At 62.5% G+C, this 23273-nt stretch carries 18 protein-coding genes; 10 read left to right on the top strand and 8 right to left on the bottom strand.

Annotated elements, in window-relative coordinates; genetic code table 11:
• The first annotated feature begins 77 nt into the window (after positions 1-77).
• Together DTP52_RS00100 and DTP52_RS00095 are read left to right on the top strand one after the other, a co-directional pair.
• Complete coding sequence (locus tag DTP52_RS00100) at positions 78-434, top strand: 4a-hydroxytetrahydrobiopterin dehydratase (protein ID WP_109751326.1); 357 nt, start codon at positions 78-80, stop codon at positions 432-434.
• The gene (locus DTP52_RS00095) at positions 434-1627 is read left to right on the top strand and encodes an amino acid aminotransferase (RefSeq protein WP_109751325.1); all 1194 of its coding nucleotides are present in this window, start codon (positions 434-436) and stop codon (positions 1625-1627) included. Before DTP52_RS00100 ends, DTP52_RS00095 begins: the two co-directional genes overlap by 1 nt.
• Before the next feature lie 196 nt (positions 1628-1823).
• Here the strand turns inward: DTP52_RS00095 and DTP52_RS00085 are convergent, their stop codons facing one another.
• On the bottom strand, positions 1824-2387 hold the full coding sequence (locus tag DTP52_RS00085; protein ID WP_109751323.1) for an NAD(P)H nitroreductase: 564 nt from the start codon (positions 2385-2387) through the stop codon (positions 1824-1826).
• 170 nt (positions 2388-2557) lie between these two features.
• Here DTP52_RS00085 and DTP52_RS00080 point away from each other — a divergent pair, with 170 nt between their 5' ends.
• Entirely contained in the window at positions 2558-4012 is a 1455-nt protein-coding gene (locus DTP52_RS00080; RefSeq protein ID WP_109751322.1) for a TrkH family potassium uptake protein, read from the top strand.
• On the opposite strand, the gene DTP52_RS00075 is transcribed toward DTP52_RS00080, so the two are convergent.
• Positions 3969-5030 (bottom strand): AraC family transcriptional regulator, encoded by a 1062-nt coding sequence (locus DTP52_RS00075; protein WP_109751321.1) that lies wholly within the window; start codon positions 5028-5030, stop codon positions 3969-3971. The genes DTP52_RS00080 and DTP52_RS00075 overlap by 44 nt on opposite strands.
• A gap of 185 nt (positions 5031-5215) precedes the next feature.
• On the opposite strand from DTP52_RS00075, the gene DTP52_RS00070 reads away from it, so the two are divergent.
• The gene (locus DTP52_RS00070; RefSeq protein ID WP_109751825.1) at positions 5216-5527 is read left to right on the top strand and encodes a DUF962 domain-containing protein; all 312 of its coding nucleotides are present in this window, start codon (positions 5216-5218) and stop codon (positions 5525-5527) included.
• A gap of 32 nt (positions 5528-5559) precedes the next feature.
• Complete coding sequence (locus DTP52_RS00065) at positions 5560-6150, top strand: HD domain-containing protein (RefSeq protein ID WP_109751320.1); 591 nt, start codon at positions 5560-5562, stop codon at positions 6148-6150.
• Positions 6151-6307: 157 nt separating this feature from the next.
• On the opposite strand, the gene DTP52_RS00060 is transcribed toward DTP52_RS00065, so the two are convergent.
• On the bottom strand, positions 6308-7123 hold the full coding sequence (locus tag DTP52_RS00060) for a UDP-2,3-diacylglucosamine diphosphatase (RefSeq protein ID WP_109751319.1): 816 nt from the start codon (positions 7121-7123) through the stop codon (positions 6308-6310).
• Positions 7124-7258: 135 nt separating this feature from the next.
• On the opposite strand from DTP52_RS00060, the gene DTP52_RS00055 reads away from it, so the two are divergent.
• Both DTP52_RS00055 and DTP52_RS00050 read left to right on the top strand, forming a co-directional pair.
• Complete coding sequence (locus DTP52_RS00055; protein ID WP_109751318.1) at positions 7259-8008, top strand: AraC family transcriptional regulator; 750 nt, start codon at positions 7259-7261, stop codon at positions 8006-8008.
• A 92-nt stretch (positions 8009-8100) separates the two neighbouring features.
• Positions 8101-8991 carry a DMT family transporter gene (locus tag DTP52_RS00050; RefSeq protein ID WP_109751317.1) on the top strand — a complete coding sequence of 297 codons (891 nt, stop codon included), beginning with the start codon at positions 8101-8103 and terminating at the stop codon, positions 8989-8991.
• Here the strand turns inward: DTP52_RS00050 and DTP52_RS00045 are convergent.
• Positions 8985-9272 carry a SelT/SelW/SelH family protein gene (locus tag DTP52_RS00045; RefSeq protein ID WP_109751316.1) on the bottom strand — a complete coding sequence of 96 codons (288 nt, stop codon included), beginning with the start codon at positions 9270-9272 and terminating at the stop codon, positions 8985-8987. The two genes, DTP52_RS00050 and DTP52_RS00045, sit on opposite strands and share 7 nt — an antisense overlap.
• Before the next feature lie 72 nt (positions 9273-9344).
• Here DTP52_RS00045 and DTP52_RS00040 point away from each other — a divergent pair, with 72 nt between their 5' ends.
• Positions 9345-11546, top strand: a complete 2202-nt coding sequence (locus DTP52_RS00040) for a patatin-like phospholipase family protein (RefSeq protein WP_109751315.1) — start codon at positions 9345-9347, stop codon at positions 11544-11546.
• A 156-nt stretch (positions 11547-11702) separates the two neighbouring features.
• Here DTP52_RS00040 and DTP52_RS00035 read toward each other — a convergent pair whose 3' ends face one another.
• The 3 genes from DTP52_RS00035 to recQ all read right to left on the bottom strand — a co-directional run bounded on the left by DTP52_RS00035 (position 11703) and on the right by recQ (position 16453).
• Positions 11703-13655: a FimV/HubP family polar landmark protein gene (locus DTP52_RS00035; RefSeq protein ID WP_109751314.1), complete on the bottom strand. Its 1953-nt coding sequence runs from the start codon at positions 13653-13655 to the stop codon at positions 11703-11705.
• Between the two features lie 119 nt (positions 13656-13774).
• Positions 13775-14209 (bottom strand): MarR family transcriptional regulator, encoded by a 435-nt coding sequence (locus DTP52_RS00030; RefSeq protein WP_003199001.1) that lies wholly within the window; start codon positions 14207-14209, stop codon positions 13775-13777.
• A gap of 117 nt (positions 14210-14326) precedes the next feature.
• On the bottom strand, positions 14327-16453 hold the full coding sequence (recQ, locus tag DTP52_RS00025; protein WP_109751313.1) for a DNA helicase RecQ: 2127 nt from the start codon (positions 16451-16453) through the stop codon (positions 14327-14329).
• A 474-nt stretch (positions 16454-16927) separates the two neighbouring features.
• Between recQ and DTP52_RS00020 the strand changes: the two genes are divergently transcribed.
• Complete coding sequence (locus tag DTP52_RS00020) at positions 16928-17515, top strand: YecA family protein (protein WP_109751312.1); 588 nt, start codon at positions 16928-16930, stop codon at positions 17513-17515.
• Between the two features lie 8 nt (positions 17516-17523).
• Positions 17524-17919 (top strand): YbaN family protein, encoded by a 396-nt coding sequence (locus tag DTP52_RS00015; RefSeq protein ID WP_109751311.1) that lies wholly within the window; start codon positions 17524-17526, stop codon positions 17917-17919.
• 161 nt (positions 17920-18080) lie between these two features.
• Here the strand turns inward: DTP52_RS00015 and DTP52_RS00005 are convergent.
• Positions 18081-23273: S-layer family protein (locus tag DTP52_RS00005; protein WP_109751309.1), on the bottom strand; the 5193-nt coding region annotated here is incomplete at its 5' end.

Below are 23273 nucleotides of genomic sequence, written 5' to 3'. Positions count from 1 at the left end.
GAGTCTGTTGCACAACGCGGCTTTGCTTTAGCGTGGGTGCATCGACGTTTTTCAAATATTCGATCCAGGAACACACCATGAACACTCTGAACCAAGCCCATTGCGAAGCCTGCCGCGCCGATGCCCCGCAAGTCAGCGACGAAGAACTGCCGGCGCTGATCAAGCAGATCCCCGACTGGAACATCGAAGTGCGCGACGGCGTGATGCAGCTGGAAAAAGTTTTCCTGTTCAAAAACTTCAAGCACGCCCTGGCCTTCACCAACGCCGTCGGTGAAATCTCGGAGGCCGAAGGCCACCACCCAGGCCTGCTCACCGAATGGGGCAAAGTCACCGTGACCTGGTGGAGCCACTCCATCAAGGGTCTGCACCGCAACGACTTCATCATGGCCGCCCGCACCGATGACGTGGCCAAGACCGCCGAGGGCCGCAAGTAATGCATTTCGATGCCATCGGCCGGGTACCCGGCGACCCGATCCTCGGCCTGATGGAGGCCTACGGCGCGGACAGCAATCCGAGCAAGTTCGACCTGGGCGTGGGTGTCTACAAGGACGCCCAGGGCCTGACGCCGATTCTTCAATCCGTGAAGCAGGCCGAACAATGGCTGGTGGATCGCCAGACCACCAAGACCTACATCGGCGGCCATGGCGACCCCGCGTTCGGCCAGTTGATCAATGAACTGGTGCTGGGCACCGACTCGCCGCTGATCAGCGCAAAGCGCGCTGGCGCCACCCAGACACCGGGCGGCACTGGTGCCCTGCGCCTGAGTGCCGACTTCATCGCCCAATGCCTGCCTGGCCGTGGCGTCTGGCTGAGCAATCCGACCTGGCCGATCCACGAAACCATCTTCGCCGCGGCTGGCGTCAAGGCCAGTCATTACCCTTATGTGGGCGCCGACAACCGCTTGGATTTCGAGGCGATGCTGGCGACCCTGAACCAGGCGCCCAAAGGCGATGTGGTGCTGCTGCATGCCTGCTGCCACAACCCCACCGGCTTTGACCTGTCCCATGAGCAATGGCGCCAGGTGTTGGAAGTGGTACGCAGCCGCGACCTGCTGCCGCTGATCGATTTCGCTTACCAGGGCTTCGGCGATGGGCTGGAGCAGGACGCCTGGGCAGTTCGGCTGTTTGCCGATGCGCTGCCGGAAGTGCTGGTCACCAGTTCCTGTTCGAAGAATTTCGGCCTGTACCGCGACCGCACCGGTGCGTTGATCGTCTGCGCCCGGGACGGTGAAAAACTGCTGGACGTGCGCAGCCAACTGGCCAACATCGCCCGTAACCTGTGGTCGACGCCGCCGGACCATGGAGCGGCCGTGGTGGCGACCATCCTCGGCAATCCGGAACTCAAAAGCCTGTGGGCCGATGAAGTCCAGGCCATGCGCCTGCGCATCGCGCAATTGCGCAGCGGCTTGCTGGAGGCCCTCGAACCCCATGGCCTGCGCGAGCGCTTCGCCCATATCGGCGTGCAACGCGGGATGTTCTCCTACACCGGCCTGACGCCGGAACAGGTCAAGCACCTGCGCGAACGCCACAGCGTCTATATGGTTGGCACCGGCCGGGCCAACGTCGCCGGCATCGACGCCACGCGCCTGGACCTGCTGGCCGAGGCGATTGCGGACGCGTGTAAATAACGCCACCGTCGGCTGTTGATTTTATGGCGAGGGAGCTTGCTCCCGCTCGCCTGCGCAGCAGTCGTAAACCGGCTTGGCGCGGTGTGCTTGGAAGACTGCGTTGTTCCACTTGGGGCGGCTTCGCCGCCCAGCGGGAGCAAGCTCCCTCGCCACAGTGGATCAATCCAGCCTCAAGCAATCCGCTGCCCTTGCGAGGTTACGCGCCCGTCCACTCGCGGACAAACTGCCCGACATCTTCCTGCGGCGCCGTACGCGCTTCTTTCTGCGGCGTGCCGAGGTAGAGGAAGCCAATGACCTCTTCCCCGTCTTCAAGGCCAAGCCCCCTGGCCACATGCGGCGAGTACGCCAGCTCACCGGTACGCCACACGCCACCAATCCCTTGGGCATAAGCCGCCAGCAGGATGCCATGGGCCGCACAGCCGGCTGCCAGCAATTGCTCGGATTTAGGGATCTTGAAATGGTCCTGCAGACGGGCAATCACCACCACGACCAGAGGCGCGCGCAATGGGCCATTGAGAGCCTTTTCCACCATCGCGTCCGGTACCAGCGGGTCACTGAACCGCGCCGCTTCGGCCAGCAGCTCGCCCATGCGATGCCGCGCCTGCCCTTCGACCGTCAGAAAACGCCATGGGCGCAACTGGCCATGATCCGGCGCCCGCATGGCCGCGGCGAACATGAGTTCGCGCTGTTCGGACGTGGGGGCCGGGTCTACCAGGCGCGGGACGGAAACACGGTTGAGCAAAGCGTCGAGAGCCTGCATCGGCCACCTCCTGAAAGAATGTCCGGCTATTCTAGTGGCTGTTTGGCGAGTTCGTTAGTTCAAATTCCGTTGCCACGCGCCCGCGCCCCGCAAGCGCCGCCGGGTGCCGGTTTACATGACGCTTGCCACAGGTAGAATGGCGCCCTTCCCTTTCAGCCTGAGCGGACTTCATGGCGTTGCCGACCCTGCGGATCATTGGTTTCATCATCGGCATCTTCCTGATCACCCTGGCGATCTTCATGGTCGTGCCCATGGCCACCCTGGTGGTCTTCGAGCGCACCCAAGAGCTGCCGTCGTTCCTGTGGTCGAGCATGATCACCTTCGTCGCCGGCCTGGCCCTGGTGCTTCCCGGGCGCCCGGAACACATCCACCTGCGCCCGCGCGACATGTACCTGCTGACCGTCAGCAGTTGGCTGGTGGTATGTATCTTCGCCGCGCTGCCGTTCCTGCTGACCCAACACATCAGCTATACCGACTCGTTTTTCGAAAGCATGTCCGGCATTACCGCCACCGGCGCCACAGTCCTCAGTGGCCTGGACAACATGTCCCCGGGCATCCTGATGTGGCGCTCGCTGCTGCACTGGCTCGGCGGTATCGGCTTCATCGGCATGGCGGTGGCGATCCTGCCCCTGCTGCGTATCGGTGGCATGCGCCTGTTCCAGACCGAATCGTCGGATCGTTCGGAAAAAGTCATGCCCCGCTCCCACATGGTGGCACGGCTGATCGTGGCGTCCTACGTAGGCATCACCATTCTCGGCACCCTGGCGCTCTGGTGGGCAGGGATGAGCCTGTTCGACGCCATCAACCATTCGATGTCGGCGATCTCCACCGGCGGTTTCTCCACTTCGGACCTGTCCCTGGCCAAATGGACCCAGCCAGCCGTGCATTGGGTCGCCATCGTCATCATGATTCTTGGCAGCCTGCCGTTTGCCCTGTACGTCTCGACGCTGCGGGGCAATCGCCGGGCGCTGATCAAGGACCAGCAGGTCCAGGGGCTTATCGGCGTGCTGCTGGTGACCTGGCTGGTGCTCGGCACCTGGTATTGGGCAACCACCGACCTGCATTGGCTGGATGCCCTGCGGCACGTGGCGCTGAACGTGACGTCCATCATCACCACCACCGGCTTCGCCCTGGGCGACTACAGCCTGTGGGGAAACTTTTCGCTGATGCTGTTCTTTTATCTGGGATTCGTCGGCGGTTGTTCAGGCTCGACGGCCGGCGGGATCAAGATCTTCCGCTTCCAGGTCGCCTACATCCTGCTGCGGGCCAACCTTAATCAACTGATCCACCCTCGTGCAGTGATCAAGCAGAAATACAACGGTCATCGCCTCGACGAAGAAATCGTCCGCTCGATCCTCACGTTCTCGTTCTTCTTCGCCATCACCATCTGCGTGATCGCCCTGCTGCTGTCGCTGCTGGGCGTGGAATGGATGACGGCGCTGACCGGCGCGGCCAGTACCGTGTCGGGCGTCGGCCCGGGGCTGGGGGAAACCATCGGGCCGGCGGGCAATTTCGCACCGCTGCCGGACGCAGCCAAGTGGATTCTGTCGGGGGGCATGTTGCTGGGCCGTCTGGAGATCATCACAGTGTTCGTGCTGTGTATCCCGGCGTTCTGGCGTCACTGACCGGTGCAGGCTGGCTCGCCAGGCGTGCCCGGTATTCACCAGGCGTGGTGTCGAACCAACGGCGAAAGGCCCGGAAAAAATTGCTCGGGTCGGCAAACCCCAGCAGGTAGGCGATTTCCAGCAACGTCATGCCCGGCTGCGCCAGGTACTGCTCGGCCAGTTCGCGCCGGGTGTCTTCGAGCAGGTTCTGGAAACTCGTGCCCTCCTCTTGCAGGCGCCGCTGCAAGGTGCGCTGCGACAGGTGCAGCGTCTGCGCCACCACGTCACGCTTGGGCTCACCCTGGGGCAACAACCGGCACAACACCTGTCGCGCCTTGTGGGTCACGCGGCTTTCCGAAAAGCGCGCGAGGTACTCACCGGCAAACCGGTCGTGAAGCTGCGCCATGGCTTCGTTGGCCGTCGGCAGTGGCGCCTCCATGTCGGCCGGTTCAAAAATCAGCGCATCATAAGACGCGCCGAACACCAGCGGCGCGGGGAAGGCTCGGTGATAAGGCCCCAGGTCCAACGGCTCGGCCCCCTGAAACAGCACCTTCACCGGGTGCAGGGTGCGCCCGGTCAACCAACTGCACAGAGCCAGCGCACAGGCCAGGGAGGCTTCGGCACTTTGGCGAGTGGGGGGCAGATGGTCGCCATGCACCGTCAGGATCAGCCCGTAGCCTTCTTCCAAGCGACGAAAACTCAAGTCGGCGCTTTCGGCAATGATCCGCTGGTAACGCACCAGCCGCTGGAAGCCCTCTGCCAGGGTGCGACTGGACATCAAGGCATAGCCAACCACATGGAACGAGGCCGGACGCACCACTTTGCCCATGTTCAAGCCAATGGCCGGGTTACCCGACAACTCGACCGCCCGTTGCCAGAGCCGCGTCATCGAGTCCTGGGGGAAACGGGCATCCGGATCGTCCAGGGCCTCGAAGTCCAGCCCCAACTGCTTGAACAGCGCCCGGCAATCGACGCCGTCCATTTCCAATGCCTTGACGATCCCCATCGCCCAGCTTGAAGAAGTCGTTCGTTCGCTCATGACGTTTTTACTTGCATGACGAGCCGCAGGGTACGGCTGGATTGGCGAAGGATAGCAGTGTCTTTCATTACAAAAACAAGGGGTATTTGTAACACAGGACACTAGAGTGGCGCCCATTGTCACTAGCCGCTGTCCATGATCGCTCTAGACTTCAATAAACAACAATGACCACAGAGCTCGCAGTCGTGGAAAACGCCAGACGATTCAATACGTTCACTGAGTTCTACCCGTATTACCTCAGCGAACACAGCAACAGCACCTGCCGACGACTGCACTTCGTCGGTACTTCCCTGCTCTTTGTGATTCTCGCCGTGGCGCTCGTCGCGGGCACCTGGTGGTGGTTGATCGCCCTGCCCGTCGCTGGCTACGGCTTTGCCTGGGTCGGGCATTTTTTCTTCGAAAAAAACCGGCCTGCCACGTTCCAGCATCCGTTCTACAGCCTGCTTGGCGATTTCGTCATGTACCGCGACATGCTGCTGGGCAAGGTGGCGTTCTAAGCGTTGAATGCCCATGAGCCAAAGGACCCTCGATGAATACGCATGCACGCTTTACCCACATGCAGGACGGCACCCAGGAAGACTGGGCGATCATCGCAGCCGATTTCAGCGCCTACGCGCGACAGTTGCCGGGCCGGATCCTGGCCCACTTGAAACTGCTGGACGGCGACTTCGGCGGGTTCCCGGTGGATCGCCTGACCCATTCCCTGCAAACCGCCACCCGTGCCTACCGCGACGGGCGCGACGAGGAATACGTGGTCTGCGCCCTGCTTCACGACATCGGTGACACCCTGGGCTCATACAACCACCCGGATATCGCGGCGGCGATCCTCAAGCCATTCGTCAGCGCCGAGAACCTATGGATGGTGGAGAAACACGGGATTTTCCAGGGCTATTACTTCTTCCATCACCTGGGCATGGACCGTCACCTGCGCGAGCAGTTTTGCGAACATCCGCAGTACCAGGCGACGATCGACTTTTGTGCGAAATATGACGCGGCGGCGTTCGATCCGAAGTACGACACACTGCCGTTGAGTTTCTTCGAGCCGATGCTGGAAAGGGTGTTTGCCGCGCCGAAACAATCGATCTACAAGGCGGCGATGGCTGAACAGCCCATGCTCTGACAGACACAGAAAATCCCTGTGGCGAGGGGATTTATCCCCGCTGGGCTGCGCAGCAGCCCCAAGAAAATTTGCTTCAGCGCGATCAACTAGGCACACCAATAGGGGGCTGCTTCGCAGCCCAGCGGGGATAAATCCCCTCGCCACAATGGTGTAAGGCTCACGCAGGTTCGGCGACTTTCAGTGCCTTCAACTGCGCCTCCCGCGCCTGGGCCTCCGCCAACCGATACAACTCGATCGACCCATCCCAATGCTCGATCAACGCCGTGCACGACTCGACCCAATCACCGCAATTGAGATACTCCACCTCCCCCACCTTGCGCATCTCGGCATGGTGGATATGCCCACAGACCACGCCGTGCAGTTCGCGCTTTACACACTCGTGGGCGATGGCCTCCTCGAAATCGCTGATGAAGCTGACGGCGGTCTTGACCTTATGCTTGAGGTACGCCGACAACGACCAGTAACCGTAGCCGTAACGGGCCCGCCAATGGTTGAGCCAGCGGTTCAGCGTGAGGGTGAACTCGTAGGCCGAATCGCCGAGGAACGCCAGCCAACGGTGGTAGCGGGTGATGACATCGAACTGATCGCCATGGATCACCAACAGGTGCCGACCATCGGCGGTGACGTGCACCGCTTCGTCCACCAACTGGATATTGCCCAGGATCAGCTTCGAATAGCGCCGCAGGAATTCGTCATGATTGCCGGTGACGTAGATCACTTCGGTGCCGCGCTTGCTCATGGTCAGCAAGCGGCGAATGACGTTGGTGTGGGCCTGGGGCCAATACATGCCACCGCGCAGTTTCCAGCCATCGATGATGTCCCCTACCAGGTAGATCTTGTCGGCGTGGTAACCCTTGAGGAACTGCGACAAGTGCTCGGCCTGGCAATCCCGGGTGCCCAGGTGCACATCGGAAATCCACAGGGTGCGAACACGCTGTTTGCGGCTGGGTCTGGCGAGCTCGGCGCTGGTCATTGGGCAACCCTCTGATCGTTTTTGCCACTGTGCACGCCAGCGGTTAATGGCCCATGACAAACACAAGTCCATTGCATGACAGCGCCGGGCGTTGCGCCCTCGGTGTATGCTGGCGGCCTGACACGGGAGACCGCGATGAGACCGATCCTCACGCTACGCCACTACAGCCACGACTTGATCGTCCACAGCCATGACCATGCCCAATTGGTGTTCGGGTTGTCTGGCGCACTGGATTTCGAGGTCGAAGGCCAGGGCAGCCAGGTGGTGCAACAAAGCTTCGTGGTGATACCGGCCGGTGCGCATCACGCCTGTGGCAGCCCCCATGGCAGTCGTTGCCTGGTGCTGGATGTGCCCAGTGATGATTGGGTCGGGCAATGCCTGGGGGATCACGCAGACGCCAGCCGCCGCTTGCTCGACGACACCGCGCGCCTGCCCCTGGATGCGGGGCAAAGCCAGTTGGTCACCTGGTTGGCCGGCAGCCCGGTGGACGACCCGGTGATCGCCCAGCAAGGCGCGGTGCTGCTGCTGGCGAGTCTCAATGGTGCTCGCCAGGAAACCCTCGGTGGCCGGCGCCTGCCTTATGCCGCACTCAACGCCCATATCGACCGGTACGCGGCCTATCCGCTGCAAGTGGCGGACCTGGCGCAGGTCGCCGGTCTCTCCAGCGCCCGCCTGCATGCGCGCTTCGTCGCCGAGTGCGGGCAAACCCCGATGGATTACATCCGCAGCCGCCGCTTGCACAAGGCCGTGGCGTTGTTGCGTGATTCGCAATTGCCCATCGGCGAGATCGGCCAACGGGTCGGCTACAGCTCCCAGAGTGCCTTCGCCGCAGCGGTACTGCGCGAATTCGGCGTCTCGCCGGGCAAGCTGCGGCGTCAGCGCTAGATTCGCGCTAAAAATCGCTAGGATCGCGACAGACAGAAGCGCTCGGCAACAGGTTCAATACCCTGACGCTCAACCGTTGGACAAGGATTGAAATGACGCCCCGTACTGCCCTCGGCGCCCTGCATATTGGCGCACTCATGTTTGGCCTGACCGGTGTATTCGGCAAACTCGCCGCAGCTTCGCCGGCGGTCATCGTGTTCGGTCGCGCCGTCTTCGCCGTACTCGCCCTGACGATATTTGCCCGGTTTGCCAGCAGCAGCCGCTGGCAAAAACTGCGGGCACAGGATGGCCGGCGGTTGCTGCTCGGGGGGCTGTTGCTGGCCGGGCACTGGGTGAGTTTCTTCATTGCCGTGAAGGTTGCCGGCGTGGCGATCGCCACGTTGGGGTTCGCCAGTTTCCCGGCCTTCACGGTATTGCTCGAGGGGCTGATTTTCCGCGAGCGGATTCGCGCCAATGAAATCTGGCTGGTGGTGCTGGTGAGCATTGGCCTGGTGTTGGTCACGCCGAACTTCGACCTGGCCAGCGGCGCCACCACCGGTTTGCTGTGGGCCGTGGCCTCGGGGTTGCTGTTTTCCCTGTTGTCATTGACCAACCGCGCCGGCTCGGCGCATGTGCCGCCCGTACAGGCCGCGCTGTGCCAGAACGTGGTGGTCGGGTTGTGCCTGTTGCCAATGGCCGCGCCACAATTGAGCGACGTGCGCCCCATCGACTGGTTGTGGATCGGCTTGCTCGGCGTGTTCTGCACTGGCCTGGCCCACAGCCTGTTCGTCGCCAGCCTGGCGGTGATCAAGGCCCGCACAGCGGCGGTAGTCTTCGCCATGGAGCCGGTCTACGGCATCGCCATGGCCTGGTGGCTGTTCGATGAAAACCCGACACTGCGCATGCTGCTGGGCGGCGTGGTGATCATCGCGGCCATCGTGATCTCAAGCCAACTGGGCGGTTCGAAGAAACCGGGGGTTGGCGCTCAAGCCGCGTCTCACTGAACCCGATCGTTGTGGCCCAGGTCCCGCGCCGGGTCGATTTGGTCGCGGACCCGCTGCTTGAGGACCTTGGCTTCGGGAAAACCGCCATCGGCCTTGCGCTCCCAGATCTGCGTGCCGTCGCAACTGATGTGGAACACACCACCAGTGCCCGGCACCAGGGACACTTTGCCCAAGTCATCGGCGAAGGTGCTGAGCAGTTCCTGGGCCAGCCAGGCGGCGCGCAACAGCCATTGGCACTGGGTGCAATAGGTGATGACGACTTCCGGTTTGTGTTCGGTCATTGCGGGTGGACTCCTGGGTTCGAAGGCGTCGTTATAATACCTGCCTTTGATCGCCCGCCCCCGAGATTGACGATGCGCCGCCTGCTGCCCCTCCTGCTTCTGTTGCTGTTGCCCCTGCTCGGCCATGCCAACGCGCCCGCCGTCGAAGCGCCACGCCCGAAAATCGGCCTGGTGCTATCCGGCGGCGCGGCACGGGGGCTGGCCCACATCGGTGTGCTCAAGGCCCTGGAAGAGCAAGGCATCAAGATCGATGCCATTGCCGGTACCAGCATGGGCGCGGTGATCGGCGGGTTGTATGCCTCGGGCTACAAGATCGACGAACTGGAAAAACTCGCCCTGGGCATCGACTGGCAACAGGCGTTGTCCGACGCCCCACCGCGCAAGGACGTGCCCTTCCGGCGCAAACAGGATGACCGCGACTTCCTGGTCAAACAGAAACTGAGCTTTCGCGACGACGGCAGCCTTGGCCTGCCCTTGGGGGTCATCCAGGGCCAGAACCTGGCCTTGCTGCTCGAAAGCCTGCTGGCCCACGCCAGCGACACCCGGGACTTCGACAAACTGCCGATCCCTTTCCGTGCAGTTGCCACCGACATCGCCAGCGGCGAAAAAGTGGTGTTCCGCAAAGGCCACCTGCCCAAGGTCATCCGCGCCAGCATGTCCATCCCGGCGGTGTTCGCCCCGGTGGAACTGGACGGCCGGCTGCTGGTGGACGGCGGCATGACCGACAACATCCCGCTGGATGTGGCCCGGGAAATGGGCGTGGACGTGGCCATCGTGGTCGATATCGGTACGCCCCTGCGCAACCGCAAGCAACTGGTCACGGTGGTCGACGTGTTGAACCAGTCGACCACCTTGATGACTCGGCGCAACTCTGAAGAGCAACTGGCAACCCTGAAAAAAGACGACGTCCTGATCCAGCCGGCCCTGGCAAGCTTCGGCTCCACTGACTTCGGCCGGGCCCGGGAGATGATCGACGCCGGCTACCGCGCCACCCGGATACTCGAGGCGCGCCTGGCCCCTCTACGCCCTTCCGAAGCGCCCGACGCCGAACTCATGGCCGCACGCACCCCAAGCGAACGCACGCCGGTCATCACCGCCATTCGCGTGGAGAACGATTCGAAAGTCGGCGATGACGTGATCCGCTATTACATTCGCCAGCAGATTGGCGAGCCGCTGGACCTGGGGCGCCTGCAGACCGACATGGGCACGCTGTACGGCCTGGATTATTTCGAACAGGTGCAATACCGCGTGGTCCGCAAGGGCCCGGACCACACACTGGTCATCAGCGCCCGGGGCCGACGCACCGGCACCGACTACCTGCGGCTGGGGCTGAGCCTGTCGGACGACATGCGCGGCGACAGCGCGTTCAACCTGGGGGCCAGCTATCGGGTCAACGGTATCAACCGCCTGGGCGCCGAATGGCTGACCCGGGCGCAGATCGGCGACAGGCAGGAGTTGTACAGCGAGTTCTACCAGCCGTTGGATGTCGGCTCGCGCTACTTCATCGCCCCTTATGGGCAGTTTGAATCGCGAAACGTGGAATCCATCCTGGACAACGATCCGGTGGCCCAGTATCGCGTCGAACGCTATGGCTTCGGCCTGAACGTCGGCCGACAGATCGGCAACAGCGGCGAAATCCGCCTGGGTGTCGGCCAGGCCTGGGGCAAGGCGGATGTGCGCATTGGCGATCACGACCAGCCCAGCGAAAACTTCAATGAAGGCTTCTATGACCTCAAGTACTCCTTCGACTCCTTCGACAACGTGTACTTCCCCCATGAAGGGGAGGACATCGGCCTGACCTGGCGCCAATACGAACCGGGGCTGGGTTCCGACCAGCGTTACCGCCAGTGGGAATTCAAACTGGACAAGGCCCTGAGCAGCGGCCCGGACACCTTCATCCTGGGCGGGCGCTACGGCCGGACAATGGACACCGCGGAGGTCGTGACATCCAGCTTTGTACTCGGCGGCGCACGGCAACTGTCGGGCTTTCGCGAAGACGGGGTCTCCGGGCAGAACATCAGCCTGATGCGCGCCGTGTATTACCGCCGGCTCACACCGCGGGCCTACCTGCCGCTGGACTTGCCGCTGTACATCGGCGGCTCATTGGAACGCGGCAGGGCCTGGAACAACGACAACGAATTCGACAGCGGCTACATCAACGCCGCCAGTATTTTCCTGGGGTTCGATACACCGCTGGGGCCCCTGAATTTCAGCTATGGCTTTAACGACGATGATGAGCAGGCGGTTTATCTGAACCTGGGGCAGACGTTCTGATAGCGATGCGGTATTGGATTATCCGGCGCCGATCCATTGTGGGAGCGAGCCTGCTCGCGATAGCGTCGGCACATTCAATATCGAACAAGCTGCCCCACCGCAATCGCGAGCAGGCTTGCTCCCACACGGGCTCGCTGGGGTTCACCAATCCGAAGTTCAGCGAATCCCGGCCAATAGCACTCGCGCAGTCTGCTTCAAAGGTTCGTCCCCCTCTTCGAGCAGTTCTTCAAGCAGGGAGACGGCGGTCTTCAGGTCCCCATCATCGATGCAATTCTGCGCCTGCTCCAGCTTGAGCGAGTGTTCCGGAGCCTGGGGTTCGAGGGGCATGGCGTCCAGGGAAACAGGTTCAAGGGTCAGCGGCTCAAGCTCCAGCGACTGCTCCTCATCGGCAAAACCGTCGAGAAAGGCATCGTCCAATGACTCGGTTTCCAGCGGCGCTTCCCATTGCAAGTCCGGTTCGTCGAAGCCTGAAAGCGACAAACCATCGGCGGCAAGGGGAGAATCAGCGTCTTTTCTGACAGTGTTGTCCTGGGCATCGGCCAGGTCCCAACTGGTTTCCATGGACAGTGCATCCAGGTCCAACTCGAATTCGTCACTGGGCACCGGCTCACGTTCGGGAGCAGATGCAGGAACCGGTACCTGAGGTTGCACCGATGCCACTGTCGGTGCAGCGATCGCGGCAACCTTGGGGTAACGCCCACGGATTTCCGCCAACATCCCGGCATCGATACCCTGTGCCAGTAGATGATGTTCCTGGGCCTGGAAACCGATGACATCGCCCTGCTTGCCCAGTACCTCCAGCAACTTGAGACCCAGGTCGGTGCGTTCCGGCTCCGCCAGCAACGCGGCACGCAACAGCCCCGCGGCCTCGGCGAAACGACCGTAGGTCAGGTAAATCCCGACGCCCTCCAGCACATCACCCAAGGGCGCATCCCCATTATTGAACGATGCCGCGGGCTCGGACGGCTCCGTATCGGGAATTGATGCAAAGGTTTCGTCGCCCTCCTCCAGCATCGGCTCGGGACGCCCGCTTATCGGCTCCAACTCGGCCTGCTGCTGCCGGCGCCGAACCAATAGCAACAGCGCCAGCAACCCCAACAGGCCCACCAACCCCGCCACCCATGACCAATTGATGCCCTCTGGCTCGACAACCGGCTCTGTAGCGGGCTGTGCGTCCGGTACCGGTTCCGATGCAGGGAGCTGCGGCTGCGGTTGCGCCACTGCAACGGGAGTTGGCGCAACTTCGGCCAACCGAGTCTGCAATTCGCTGATCTGCTTGCGCTGGCCAGCGATTTCCTCATCCTGGGCCTGGAGCCGGGCTTGCAGTTCATCGATGGTTTTCTGTTGCTGCTGGTTTTGCAGCACGCTGGCGGCCAGTTGTTCATCGGACGCAACGGATGCCTGGCCGGCGCTGGTTGCAGCAGACGTCGGCAGCACGGCTGAGTCAGGCAATAACAAGCGCTGGCCGATGGAAAGCCGGTCGCTGCCGGGGTTCAAGGCCTGGATGCCCTGCATCAGTTCATTGACCGACGCATTGCTACCGGCATCATGCAGGCGCTTGGCGATGATCCAGGGGTTGTCTCCCGGCACCACCGTGTAGCGCTTGCCCTGTAGCGCCGGGGGCGGCTTGATCGCCGGCATCGCGGGCTGCGGGGCCTCGGCAGGTTCGTCGCGGGCCGGCACGATACCCGGTGTGCCCGGCGGGTCGATCAGTACGGTGTATTCGCGCAACAGGCGCCCGTTGGGCTGATTGAGCTGCACCAGGAAATTGAGAAACGGTTCCTCCACCGGTTTGCTGGAAGTCACCCGAATGAAGCTGCGCTCCCCGCGCAATACCGGGGTGAAGCGCAAGTTATTGAGAAAGAACACCCGCTCCACACCCGCACGACTGAAATCGTCCGGGCTCGCCAGGCTGGCCGACAGATCGCCCTCGCCGATCCCAGCCACATCGACCAAGGCGATATCGGCGCGCAACGGCTGGTTCAGGGCAGAATGGAGCGTGATCTCGCCAAGCCCCAGCGCTGACGCCAAGGCCGAATACCCCAGGGCACCCACGACGACCGACACGTTGACCCAACTGCGCAACGTGGACTGCAAACTTTCAAGCATGGGCATCCCTTTCGATTACCAGAACCAACCTCGGCGTAAACGCCCCCAATAGGAACGCTTACTACTGGTTATAGTTCGCTAACCGGCGAATCTCAAAAGTCTGACGCCAGGGATCTGCCTCAGGATTTTTCCAGGTTGGCCAGGATCGTACCGTGGACCCGCATGCACACGCGCATGTCCGCCTCGTCGACACCCTCGAACAACTCACGACGCAATTGCGTGGCGATGGTTTCGATTTGTTCGATCAACGGTAGGGCCGGTGCGCACAGCACGATTTTCTTGGCCCGGCGATCCTCGGCCACGGCCTGGCGCTGCACCAGCCCCTGGGTTTCCAGGCTGTCGAGCAACCGGGCCAGGGTCGGCCCCTCGACGGCGACACTCTGGGCCAGTTCACGTTGGGTCGGTGCCTGTTCGAAACGGGCCAGGTGCAGCAGCACCAGCCAACGCGCCTGGGACAAGCCCAACCCGGCCAGGCGACGGTCCAGTTCGGCACGCCAGCCGCGAGACATTTGCGCCAACTGCATGCCAAAACGGTGTTGATCGGTTAACGGCATAAAAAACTCATCAGATCTGAAATAGAGAAAAACTAATTATTAGTCAGCTAAGCATGAGCTTTGGATTCAAGCAAGGTTCGCCTTGCACTGAATCGTTAAAGGAACGCAACTGACTGATCAGACTTCAAATTCCGACTGCAACGCAGCCCTGACGCAGTACAGCACGCCTTCGGGAACTCGTCCGACAAACAATGCAGCGACTTCAGACACTGGCGGTAACTCGCCTTCGCCATCCAGGAACGCGTCCTGTACCTCTCCCATCAGCTCTTCGGGCAGATCCAGTGCCTGTTCCAGGGATAACTGCTGTTTGCCAATGGCCTCGGCCAGCATCGTGTAGACGTTCTTTTCCGAGCACTGCAGTTGCCCGGCGATCTGCAACGGCGTCATGCCGGCGCGGGCCAGGGTGATGAGTTCGTGGCGTACATCGGCCACCGCTTTCGGTGCTTCGGCCTCGCCGCCCAGTACCTGGAGGAAGGCCTCGCCATAGCGTTCCAGCTTGCGCGCGCCGACGCCACTGACCCGGGCCATTTCCGCCAGGGAGGTGGGCTGGCTGCGGAGCATTTCCAGCAGCGTCGAGTCGGGGAAGATGACGTACGGCGGCACGCCGTGTTCTTCGGCCAGCTTGCGACGCAAGGCGCGCAAGGCTTCCCATTGATCGCGCTCTTCGCCGCGCACCAGTTGGCTGGCCTGGCTCTTGCTGCTCTTGATCGCCGTTGCCGGCTTGAGGTCGCGGCGCAGTTCGAGGGTGACCTCACCCTTGAGCAAAGGCCGGCAGGTTTCAGACAAACGCAGGCCGCCGTAGCCTTCCAGGTCGATGTCGGCCAGGCCGCGGGCCACGAGTTGTCGGAACAATGAACGCCATTCACTCTCGGTGCGGGCCTTGCCCACCCCGAATACCGAAAGGTGCTGATGACCGAAGTTGCGGATCTTCTCGTTGTCCTTGCCCAGCAACACGTCCACCAGATGCCCCACGCCATAGCGCTGGCCAGTGCGAAAAATCGCCGACAGGGCCTGGCGGGCCGGCTCGGTGGCGTCCCAGGTTTCCACGCCATCGACGCAGTTGTCGCAATGACCGCACGGCTGAGGCATGTCTTCATCGAAATAGGCCAGCAGGGTCTGGCGACGGCAGCGGGTTTCTTCGCACAGCGAGAGCATGGCGTCGAGCTTGTGCTGTTCCAGGCGCTTGTGGCGCTCATCGCCTTCGGAGTTCTGCAGCATCTGCTTGAGCATCACCACGTCTTGCAGGCCGTAGGCCATCCAGGCGTCGGCCGGCAAGCCATCACGGCCGGCCCGCCCGGTTTCCTGGTAATACGCCTCGAGGGACTTGGGCAGGTCCAGGTGCGCGACAAAGCGCACGTTGGGCTTGTCGATACCCATGCCGAACGCAATGGTGGCCACCATGATCAGGCCTTCCTCGTTGAGGAAGCGCTTCTGGTGATAGGCCCGCAGGTCGTTGGGCAGGCCCGCGTGATATGGCAACGCCGGGAACCCCTGCTCACACAGAAACGCTGCCACTTCATCGACTTTTTTGCGCGACAGGCAATAGACAATGCCTGCATCGCTACGGCGCTCGGCGAGGAACGCCAGCAACTGCTTGCGCGGCTGCTCCTTGGGCACGATGCGGTAGAAAATATTGGGACGGTCGAAGCTCGACAGGAACCGCTCGGCATCCTGCAAGTGCAGGCGCTCGACGATTTCTTCGCGGGTGCGCTTGTCGGCGGTGGCGGTCAGGGCGATGCGCGGCACGTCGGGGAACAGTTCCGCCAGTTGCCCCAGTTGCAGGTATTCACGGCGGAAATCATGGCCCCACTGGGACACGCAGTGGGCTTCGTCGATGGCGAACAGGGCGATCTCCAGGCTCTGCAGGAACGCCAGCATGCGCGGCTGCACCAGGCGTTCCGGGGCCAGGTACAACATCTTCACTTCGCCGCGCTTGATGCGCGTCGCCAGGTCCCGCTGTTGCTCGGCGCTGAGGGTGGAGTTCAGCGAAGCGGCGGCGACACCCAGCTCCTCGAGGGTCGCGACCTGGTCGTCCATCAGCGCGATCAGCGGCGAAACCACCACCGCCAGGCCGTTGCGCAGCAGCGCCGGCACCTGGAAGCACAAGGACTTGCCGCCGCCGGTGGGCATCAGCACCAGGGCATCGCCACCGCTGGCCACGCGCTCAATAATGGCACCCTGGCGGCCACGGAAACTGTCGTAGCCGAAGATGTCCTTGAGGACGCGTTGAGCCTGTTCGAGCATAGAAACTCCAAAAATCACCGAAACATCCCTGCAAGGCTGGTTCAGAATCGCAAAAGCTGCACCGGCGAATCGTAAGTGCGCGTTTCAGACCGGCGGACGCCGCAGGGCATCACAAAACGCGGCAGTATACCCGAGGCCTTCGTTGCGAAGGGCGTCGCTGACAAGAGGCTCTTTGGACTTTGAAGATAAGGAAGCCGAACACTGCATGTGTGGCGAGGGGATTTATCCCCGCCGGGCTGCGCAGCAGCCCTCTCGGCTTACTAGGTGGATCGCAAACTCAGGTGGCCATTTTGGGTCTGCTGCGCAGCCCAACGGGGACAAATCCCCTCGCCACAGGGACCGAGTTCAGCCCTTCTTTTTCGGTACGCCCCCCAACCCTGCCCTCATGGGCAAGGCAAATACACCACGCGGCTGGCCTGGGCGCTCAAGAAGGCCTAGAATTCCCGCATTGTTTATTCCCCAAGGTAGCCCGTAATGTCCTTCGCTGAGCAACTGACCCGCCTGCAAGTCTTCCTCGATGCCGATGAGCTGCACGATGAAGCGCTGGACTACGTGGCCGCTCATGGCTACCTGACCGCCCTGTCCATCTGCTCCGAACAGGTGCCGGACCGTGAGTGGATCGACGCCCTGTTCGCCGAAGAGCCGCATTACGCCAGCGAAGCCCAGCGCGCCGAAATCGAATCCACGCTGGTCGGCCTCAAGGCCCACATCGCCCGCCAACTGGCCTCCGACGAAGAATTCGAACTGCCCTGCGAACTGGACCTGGGCGATGACCCGGACGATTCGGAACTGCGTGGCTGGTGCATCGGTTTCATGGAAGGCGTGTTCCTGCGCGAAGCCGCCTGGTTCGAAACCGCCGAAGAGGAAGTCAGCGAAATGCTGCTGCCGATCATGGTCGGTTCCGGCCTGTTCGACGAACAACCGGAGTTCTCCGACATCGCCGCCGATGCGAACCTGATGGACGACATGATCGTCCAGATCCCCGAAGCCCTCACCGCCCTGTACCTGCTGTGCAACGCCCCGGACGAGAAACCGGCGATCCTCAAGCCTCGTCACCACTGAGTAACCGGGTGTCCGCGCCCATCGGCAACCGCCCGTTGATCCTGCGTTACGCTCTACTGGCCATCGGCTGGTTGAGCGTGGTGCTGGGGGTCATCGGCATCTTCGTCCCCGTACTGCCCACCACCCCTTTCCTGCTGCTGGCCGCAGCGTGCTTCGCCCGCAGCTCGCCGCGCTTCTACCAATGGCTGGTGGAACATCCCCGCCTCGGCCCGTGGATCCGCGACTACCTCAGCGGCAACGGCATCCCGCTCAAGGGCAAGGTCTACGCCATTGGGCTGATGTGGGCGAGCATCCTCTTTTCCTGCTACCTGGTGCCCTTGCCGTGGGCGCGAGGGTTCATGCTTACCAGTGCGGTGCTGGTGACGGTTTATATCCTCAGGCAGAAGACATTGCGAAAACCCTGAGTATGAGTGCGGCGCATTCCCCTGTGGCGAGGGGATTTATCCCCGCTGGGTTGCAAAGCAACCCCAAAACCAGACGCCGCGCAGCGACAGATGGCCCCTACCGACCGGTTTGCGACTGCTGCGCAGCCGAACGGGGATAAATCCCCTCGCCACAGCAGCCCTCACACCGTGTCCACCTTCAACGAGTGATCATTCAACATCCCGTTGATGATGGTCGCCGTGTCCGCGCCCGCGATCATCCCGTCCGCACCCGGCGTGACGCCGTAGTGGCTGGCAAGGTTGACGCCGGCCAGGTCGATGGTCTGGCTTGGCGTAGCGCCAGCGGTGGCGCTGACGTCGATACTGGTCACGAGCGACGCACCGCTACCGGTGACAGAGAAGTGCAGGTAATCGTCCAGTGACGCCGCACTGCCGTTTTCCCCCTGCAACAGTTGGGACAAGTCGAGTTTATCGAGGCCAGGCGTGAAGTCGGTGATCACGTCATGGCCGCTGTTACCCGCTTGCCACTGGAAGGTATCGGCACCGCTGCCGCCAGTCAGGGTGTTGTTGCCCAGGCCGCCGATCAGCAAGTCGTCGCCGCCACCACCATTGAGCACGTCATGGCCCAATCCGCCGTTGATGCGGTTACTGGCGCCGTCGCCGGTGAGGGTGTCATTGAAGTTCGAACCGATCAGGTTTTCGATACCGGTCAGCGTGTCGGTGCCGGCGCCCAAGGTGTTCTGCGCCGCCAGCAGGCCCAGGTTGACGGTGACCCCGGCGGTCGCGTGGGCATAGCTCGCGGTGTCGTTGCCCGTACCGCCGTCGAGCAGGTCGTTGCCCGCGCCGCTGTAGAGCAAGTCATTGCCTGCCCCGCCGTGCAAGGTATTGTTGCCCGAACCGGCGCTGAGTATGTCGTTGCCGTCGCCAGCATTGAGGGTGTTGTCACCGCCACCGGCCATCAGCACATCGTCCCCGGCGGTGCCCGTCAGGGTATGGCCGGCCTGGTAACTGATGCCTACCGACGCGCTATCACTGCCGCCATGATTGTCGCTGGCGGTGTAGCTGCCGTGGTAATCCGACGTGCTGTCCTGCGCCCCGGCATAGTCGACGGTCAGGGTCAGTTGATAGTTTTCCGCAGCGTTGGCGTTTCCACCGCCTGCATTGGGGATGTTGGTGACGTGGATCTGGTAGTTGCCATCCGCTGCCGCGGTGAAAGAAGCGCCGTCACTGATCGCGATGAAAGGCCCGCCGTTGAGTGAATACTCCATGGCAATGCGACCGGCCGCCAGGTTGTGGTCCAGGGTGAGGGTTTCACCCTGCTTGAGGCTGATGTTGAGCCGGTCCTCATCGTTGGTGTTGTTACTGGACACCATCCCCAATGCACCGCTGACCACCAGCGCCGCCGTCATACTCGCGGTATTGGCGACAAAGGCGCTGCGGCTGAGGTTGATCGACTGCACGTTGTTACCGGTGAAACTGACCGTGCCTGTACTGCCGGTAAAGTCCGCGCCTTTGGCGGCCCAGCCGGTATTGAAGCTGGTGGGTGACGCGGTGAGCGGATCGCCGTTGGCGTCGCTGTCGTTACCCAGCAGCAGCTCACCCGGGATCACAATGTTGCCCGACAGCACGTTGGTGATGATGTTGTCGTCGACGGCGATCGGTGGGCTGTTGGGCACGACATTGATCACCAGGTTGGAGCTCGCCAGGTCACCGTCATTGTCGCTGACGGTGTAGCCGATGTGCTCGGTGATCAAGGTGCTGGTGGCCGTCTGAGAGGTGTAGCTGAACGCACCGGTATCCAGGTTGACCACCAGGGTACCGTCATGGTCGGTGGCAATGCTCAGTGTATTGGTGACGGTATTGAAAGAGCCGTGGTTGGCCCCGCCACTGGCGCTCAGCGCACCCTGGCCACCGTTGGCCGCCGGGTCGTAGCTGTACGTGGTGCCGTCGACCACCAGGCTTTTGACAAACCCGCCATCGGCGCCGAACGAGCCCCCCTCGCCCAGCAGGTTGCCAGTGACCGGCGCACCTTGCACGGTGTCGGAAAGCACCGAGTTGAGCTGGTTCAGGTCGGTGACCACCACCGCGTTGGTGTTGGTGTGGGCGCTGCCGTCGTAGGCCAGCGGGTCGAGGTGGGCGTTGCTGACGCCACTGCCCAGGCCAATGGCGTAGTTCTTGATGCCGTTGGCGTCGAGGAAGGCTTTCCAGGCGGCCTCGTCTGCCGAGCCGATTTCACCCAAGGTCGGCTTGCCGTCGGAGAAGAAATAGCCGACGTTCTGTGCGCCGGTCAGTTGGCCTGGATTTTCGAACGCAGTCTTGGCCATCGCCACGGCAGCATCATAATTGGTGTCACCGTGCGCGCTCAGCGCCGAGATCAGCGTCTTGGCAGTTGCCACATCCACCCACAGGGTGCTCTGGTCGGTGGCACTGCCGCTGAAGGTCACGAGCTGGACTTTCACATCGCCCATGTCGTCGTATTTGTCGAGCAAGGCGCTGATCGCCTGTTTCGCCAGGTCCATCCGCGAGAGCCCCGGCACACCGGAGGCATCTTTCATGCTGCCAGAGACGTCGAGCACGATCAGCAGGTTGGTATCGATCTCCACCGCCGTGACCGAACGCTCGGACGCAACGGCCTTTGGCACGTCATCGACGATGCTGACCACCAGGTTACCGGTGGTGCTGTTGCCCAAGGCGTCCGTGGCCTGATAGGTGAAGCTTTCGCTCAAGGCATTCGGACCATCGTTGGCGTGGGGCGTGGTGCTGGCCGGCGAGGTCAGGGTGTAGGTGTACGACCCATCAGGATGGAGCAGCAACTGGCCGTAGGCGCCCGTGGCGTTGCCCACCAGGGTAAAGGTGACGGCGCCCGTGGCACCGCTGACCGACCCGACCAAGCTGCCACTGGCGGTTTCCCCGGTGGCGCTCGGGTCACTGCCGGTGACGGTGCCGGGGGCCAGGTCCTGGCCATCCTGGGTCAGGTCCAGGGCTTTTTCATAGACGGTAATCTCGTGATCGGTTTCCGCAACGAGGCAGCTGTTGTGCACGTCAATGGTGATGGTCGTGGTGCTTTCATCGCCATCGGCGTCGCGCACGGTATAGGTGAAGACATCGGTCGCACCTGGCGCGCCAACCGCGTCGGGGTTGCTGTGGTAGACGGCGTTGCCGTTGGCGTCCAGGGTCAGGTAGCCGTAGGTGCCATTGATCTGGCTGTTCAGGCCACCGATGGCCGGGTTCGAGGTGTCGTTGCCGGCGCGCACACCAATGACTGCACCGCCGTCGGCACCGAGTACGTCGTTGTCCAGCACATTGCCGCTGACCGTGCCGCCCTCCACCACCGAGGCAACATCGGCATGGGCGTTGGGCACGTCGTCGACGATGTCGATGACGATGGTGCTGGTGACCGTATTGCCCAACGAGTCCGTCGCCTGATAGGTGAAGCTTTCGCTCAACACGTTCGGGCCATCGTTGGCGTGAGGCGTGGTGGCGGCTGGCGCCGTCAGGGTGTAGGTGTAGGAACCGTCGGGCTGAAGCGACAGTTGACCGTAGGCTCCGGTGGCGTTGCCCACCAGCGCGAAGGTCACTGCGCCCACGGCGCCGCTGACCGAGCCGACAAGGCTGCCGCTGGCGGTCTCGCTGGTGGCGCTCGGGGCGCTGCCGGTGACGGTGCCGGGCGCCAGGTCCTGGCCGTCCTGGTTCAGGTCGAGGGCTTTTTCGTAGACGCTGATTTCCTGGTCCGATGTGGCGACGAGGCAGCTTTCGTGAACATCGATGGTGATGGTGGTGGTGCTTTCATCGCCGTCGGCGTCACGCACGGTGTAGGTGAAGACATCGGTGGCACCCGGAGCACTGACGGTATTCGGGTTGCTGTGGTAGACGGCGTTGCCGTTGGCGTCCAGGGTCAGGTAGCCGTAGGTGCCGTTGATTTGAGTGTTCAAGCCGCCAATCGCCGGGTTCGAGGTGTCGTTGCCGGCGCGCACACCAATCACCATGCCGCCGTCGGCGCCAAGTACGTCGTTGTCCAGCACATTGCCGCTGACCGTGCCGCCCTCCAGCACCGAGGCAACATCGGCATGGGCGCTGGGCACGTCGTCGACGATCTCGATAACGATGGTGCTGGTGACGGTATTGCCCAACGAGTCTGTGGCCTGGTAGGTGAAGCTTTCGCTCAACACATTCGGGCCGTCGTTGGCGTGAGGCGTGGTGGTGGCTGGCGCAGTCAATGTGTAGGTATAGGAACCGTCGGGCTGAAGCGACAGTTGACCGTAGGCACCGGTGGCGTTGCCCACTAGCGCGAACGCGACTGCGCCAACGGCGCCGCTGACCGAACCGACAAGGCTGCCGCTGGCGGTCTCGCTGGTGGCGCTTGGGGCGCTGCCGGTGACGGTGCCGGGCGCCAGGTCCTGGCCGTCCTGGTTCAGGTCGAGGGCTTTTTCGTAGACGCTGACTTCCTGGTCTGGCGTAGCGACGAGGCAGACATCATGGACATCGATGGTGATGGTGGTGGTGCTTTCATCGCCGTCGGCGTCGCGCACGGTGTAGGTGAACACATCGGTGGCACCCGGGGCGCTGACGGTGTTCGGGTTGCTGTGGTAGACGGCGTTGCCGTTGGCGTCCAGGGTCAGGTAGCCATAGGTGCCGTTGATCTGGGTATTCAAGCCGCCAATCACCGGGGTCGAGGTGTCGTTGCCAGCGCGCACGCCAATCACCGCCCCACTCGCGGCCGGCCCGTCGGCACCGCCTTCGTCGTTATTCAGGACGTTGCCACTGACCGTCCCGCCTTCATCCACCGAGGCGGAATCAGCGTGGGCAGTCGGCAGGTCGTCGACGATGTTCACGTCGAGGTTGCCGTTGGCGGTGGTGCCGTTGTCGTCGGTGACAACTACGGCAAATTGCTCGCTCAGGCTGTTGGCGCCATTGGCGTTTGGATGGGTTTCATTGTCCAGCAGCGTGTAGCTGTAGCTGACCACGCCTGTGGTGGCGTTGTAGCCGGTGATGGTCAGGGTGTTGCCCAGCGCGGTGGTAATCGATTGTGGGAAACCGGCTGCCACGCCGCCCGTAACCACATTGATACCGCCGACGCTCAAGGTCTGCACACCGTCCAAAGCAGTAATCGTAAAAGTACCGCTTTGCGTCAGGGCCGGCGCATCCGGGCTGCTGCCGTCGCTGAGGTTTTTTTCCTGGACCGTCAGCTCGCCGCCTTCGGTGTCGAGGCCGGTGATGATCACCGGGTCGTCGTTGTTGTGCACTTGCAGTACCAGGTTCGCGGTACTGGTGTCGCCATCGGCATCGGTCAGGGTGTAGGTGAAGGTCTCGCTGCCATTGCCGCCACCATGCAAACCTTTGAAATCGGCGTCGGCAGTGTTGAGGGTGTAGGTGTA

This window comes from Pseudomonas sp. 43mfcvi1.1 (genome assembly GCF_900115935.1).
GTDB lineage: Bacteria > Pseudomonadota > Gammaproteobacteria > Pseudomonadales > Pseudomonadaceae > Aquipseudomonas > Aquipseudomonas bijieensis.
The sequence above is the reverse complement of the archived record's forward strand: the minus strand, read 5'-3'. Positions and strand labels throughout refer to the sequence as shown.

Bases quoted from the DNA above. Each gene is read 5' to 3' on its own strand.
- DTP52_RS00060 (WP_109751319.1), bottom strand. From the start codon at position 7,123: ATGACCAGCGCCGAGCTCGCCAGACCCAGCCGCAAACAGCGTGTTCGC.
- DTP52_RS00075 (WP_109751321.1), bottom strand. From the start codon at position 5,030: ATGAGCGAACGAACGACTTCTTCAAGCTGGGCGATGGGGATCGTCAAG.
- DTP52_RS00050 (WP_109751317.1), top strand. From the start codon at position 8,101: ATGACGCCCCGTACTGCCCTCGGCGCCCTGCATATTGGCGCACTCATG.
- DTP52_RS00040 (WP_109751315.1), top strand. From the start codon at position 9,345: ATGCGCCGCCTGCTGCCCCTCCTGCTTCTGTTGCTGTTGCCCCTGCTC.
- DTP52_RS00085 (WP_109751323.1), bottom strand. From the start codon at position 2,387: ATGCAGGCTCTCGACGCTTTGCTCAACCGTGTTTCCGTCCCGCGCCTG.
- recQ (WP_109751313.1), bottom strand. From the start codon at position 16,453: ATGCTCGAACAGGCTCAACGCGTCCTCAAGGACATCTTCGGCTACGAC.
- DTP52_RS00095 (WP_109751325.1), top strand. From the start codon at position 434: ATGCATTTCGATGCCATCGGCCGGGTACCCGGCGACCCGATCCTCGGC.
- DTP52_RS00030 (WP_003199001.1), bottom strand. From the start codon at position 14,209: ATGCCGTTAACCGATCAACACCGTTTTGGCATGCAGTTGGCGCAAATG.
- DTP52_RS00045 (WP_109751316.1), bottom strand. From the start codon at position 9,272: ATGACCGAACACAAACCGGAAGTCGTCATCACCTATTGCACCCAGTGC.
- DTP52_RS00020 (WP_109751312.1), top strand. From the start codon at position 16,928: ATGTCCTTCGCTGAGCAACTGACCCGCCTGCAAGTCTTCCTCGATGCC.
- DTP52_RS00035 (WP_109751314.1), bottom strand. From the start codon at position 13,655: ATGCTTGAAAGTTTGCAGTCCACGTTGCGCAGTTGGGTCAACGTGTCG.
- DTP52_RS00100 (WP_109751326.1), top strand. From the start codon at position 78: ATGAACACTCTGAACCAAGCCCATTGCGAAGCCTGCCGCGCCGATGCC.
- DTP52_RS00065 (WP_109751320.1), top strand. From the start codon at position 5,560: ATGAATACGCATGCACGCTTTACCCACATGCAGGACGGCACCCAGGAA.
- DTP52_RS00055 (WP_109751318.1), top strand. From the start codon at position 7,259: ATGAGACCGATCCTCACGCTACGCCACTACAGCCACGACTTGATCGTC.
- DTP52_RS00080 (WP_109751322.1), top strand. From the start codon at position 2,558: ATGGCGTTGCCGACCCTGCGGATCATTGGTTTCATCATCGGCATCTTC.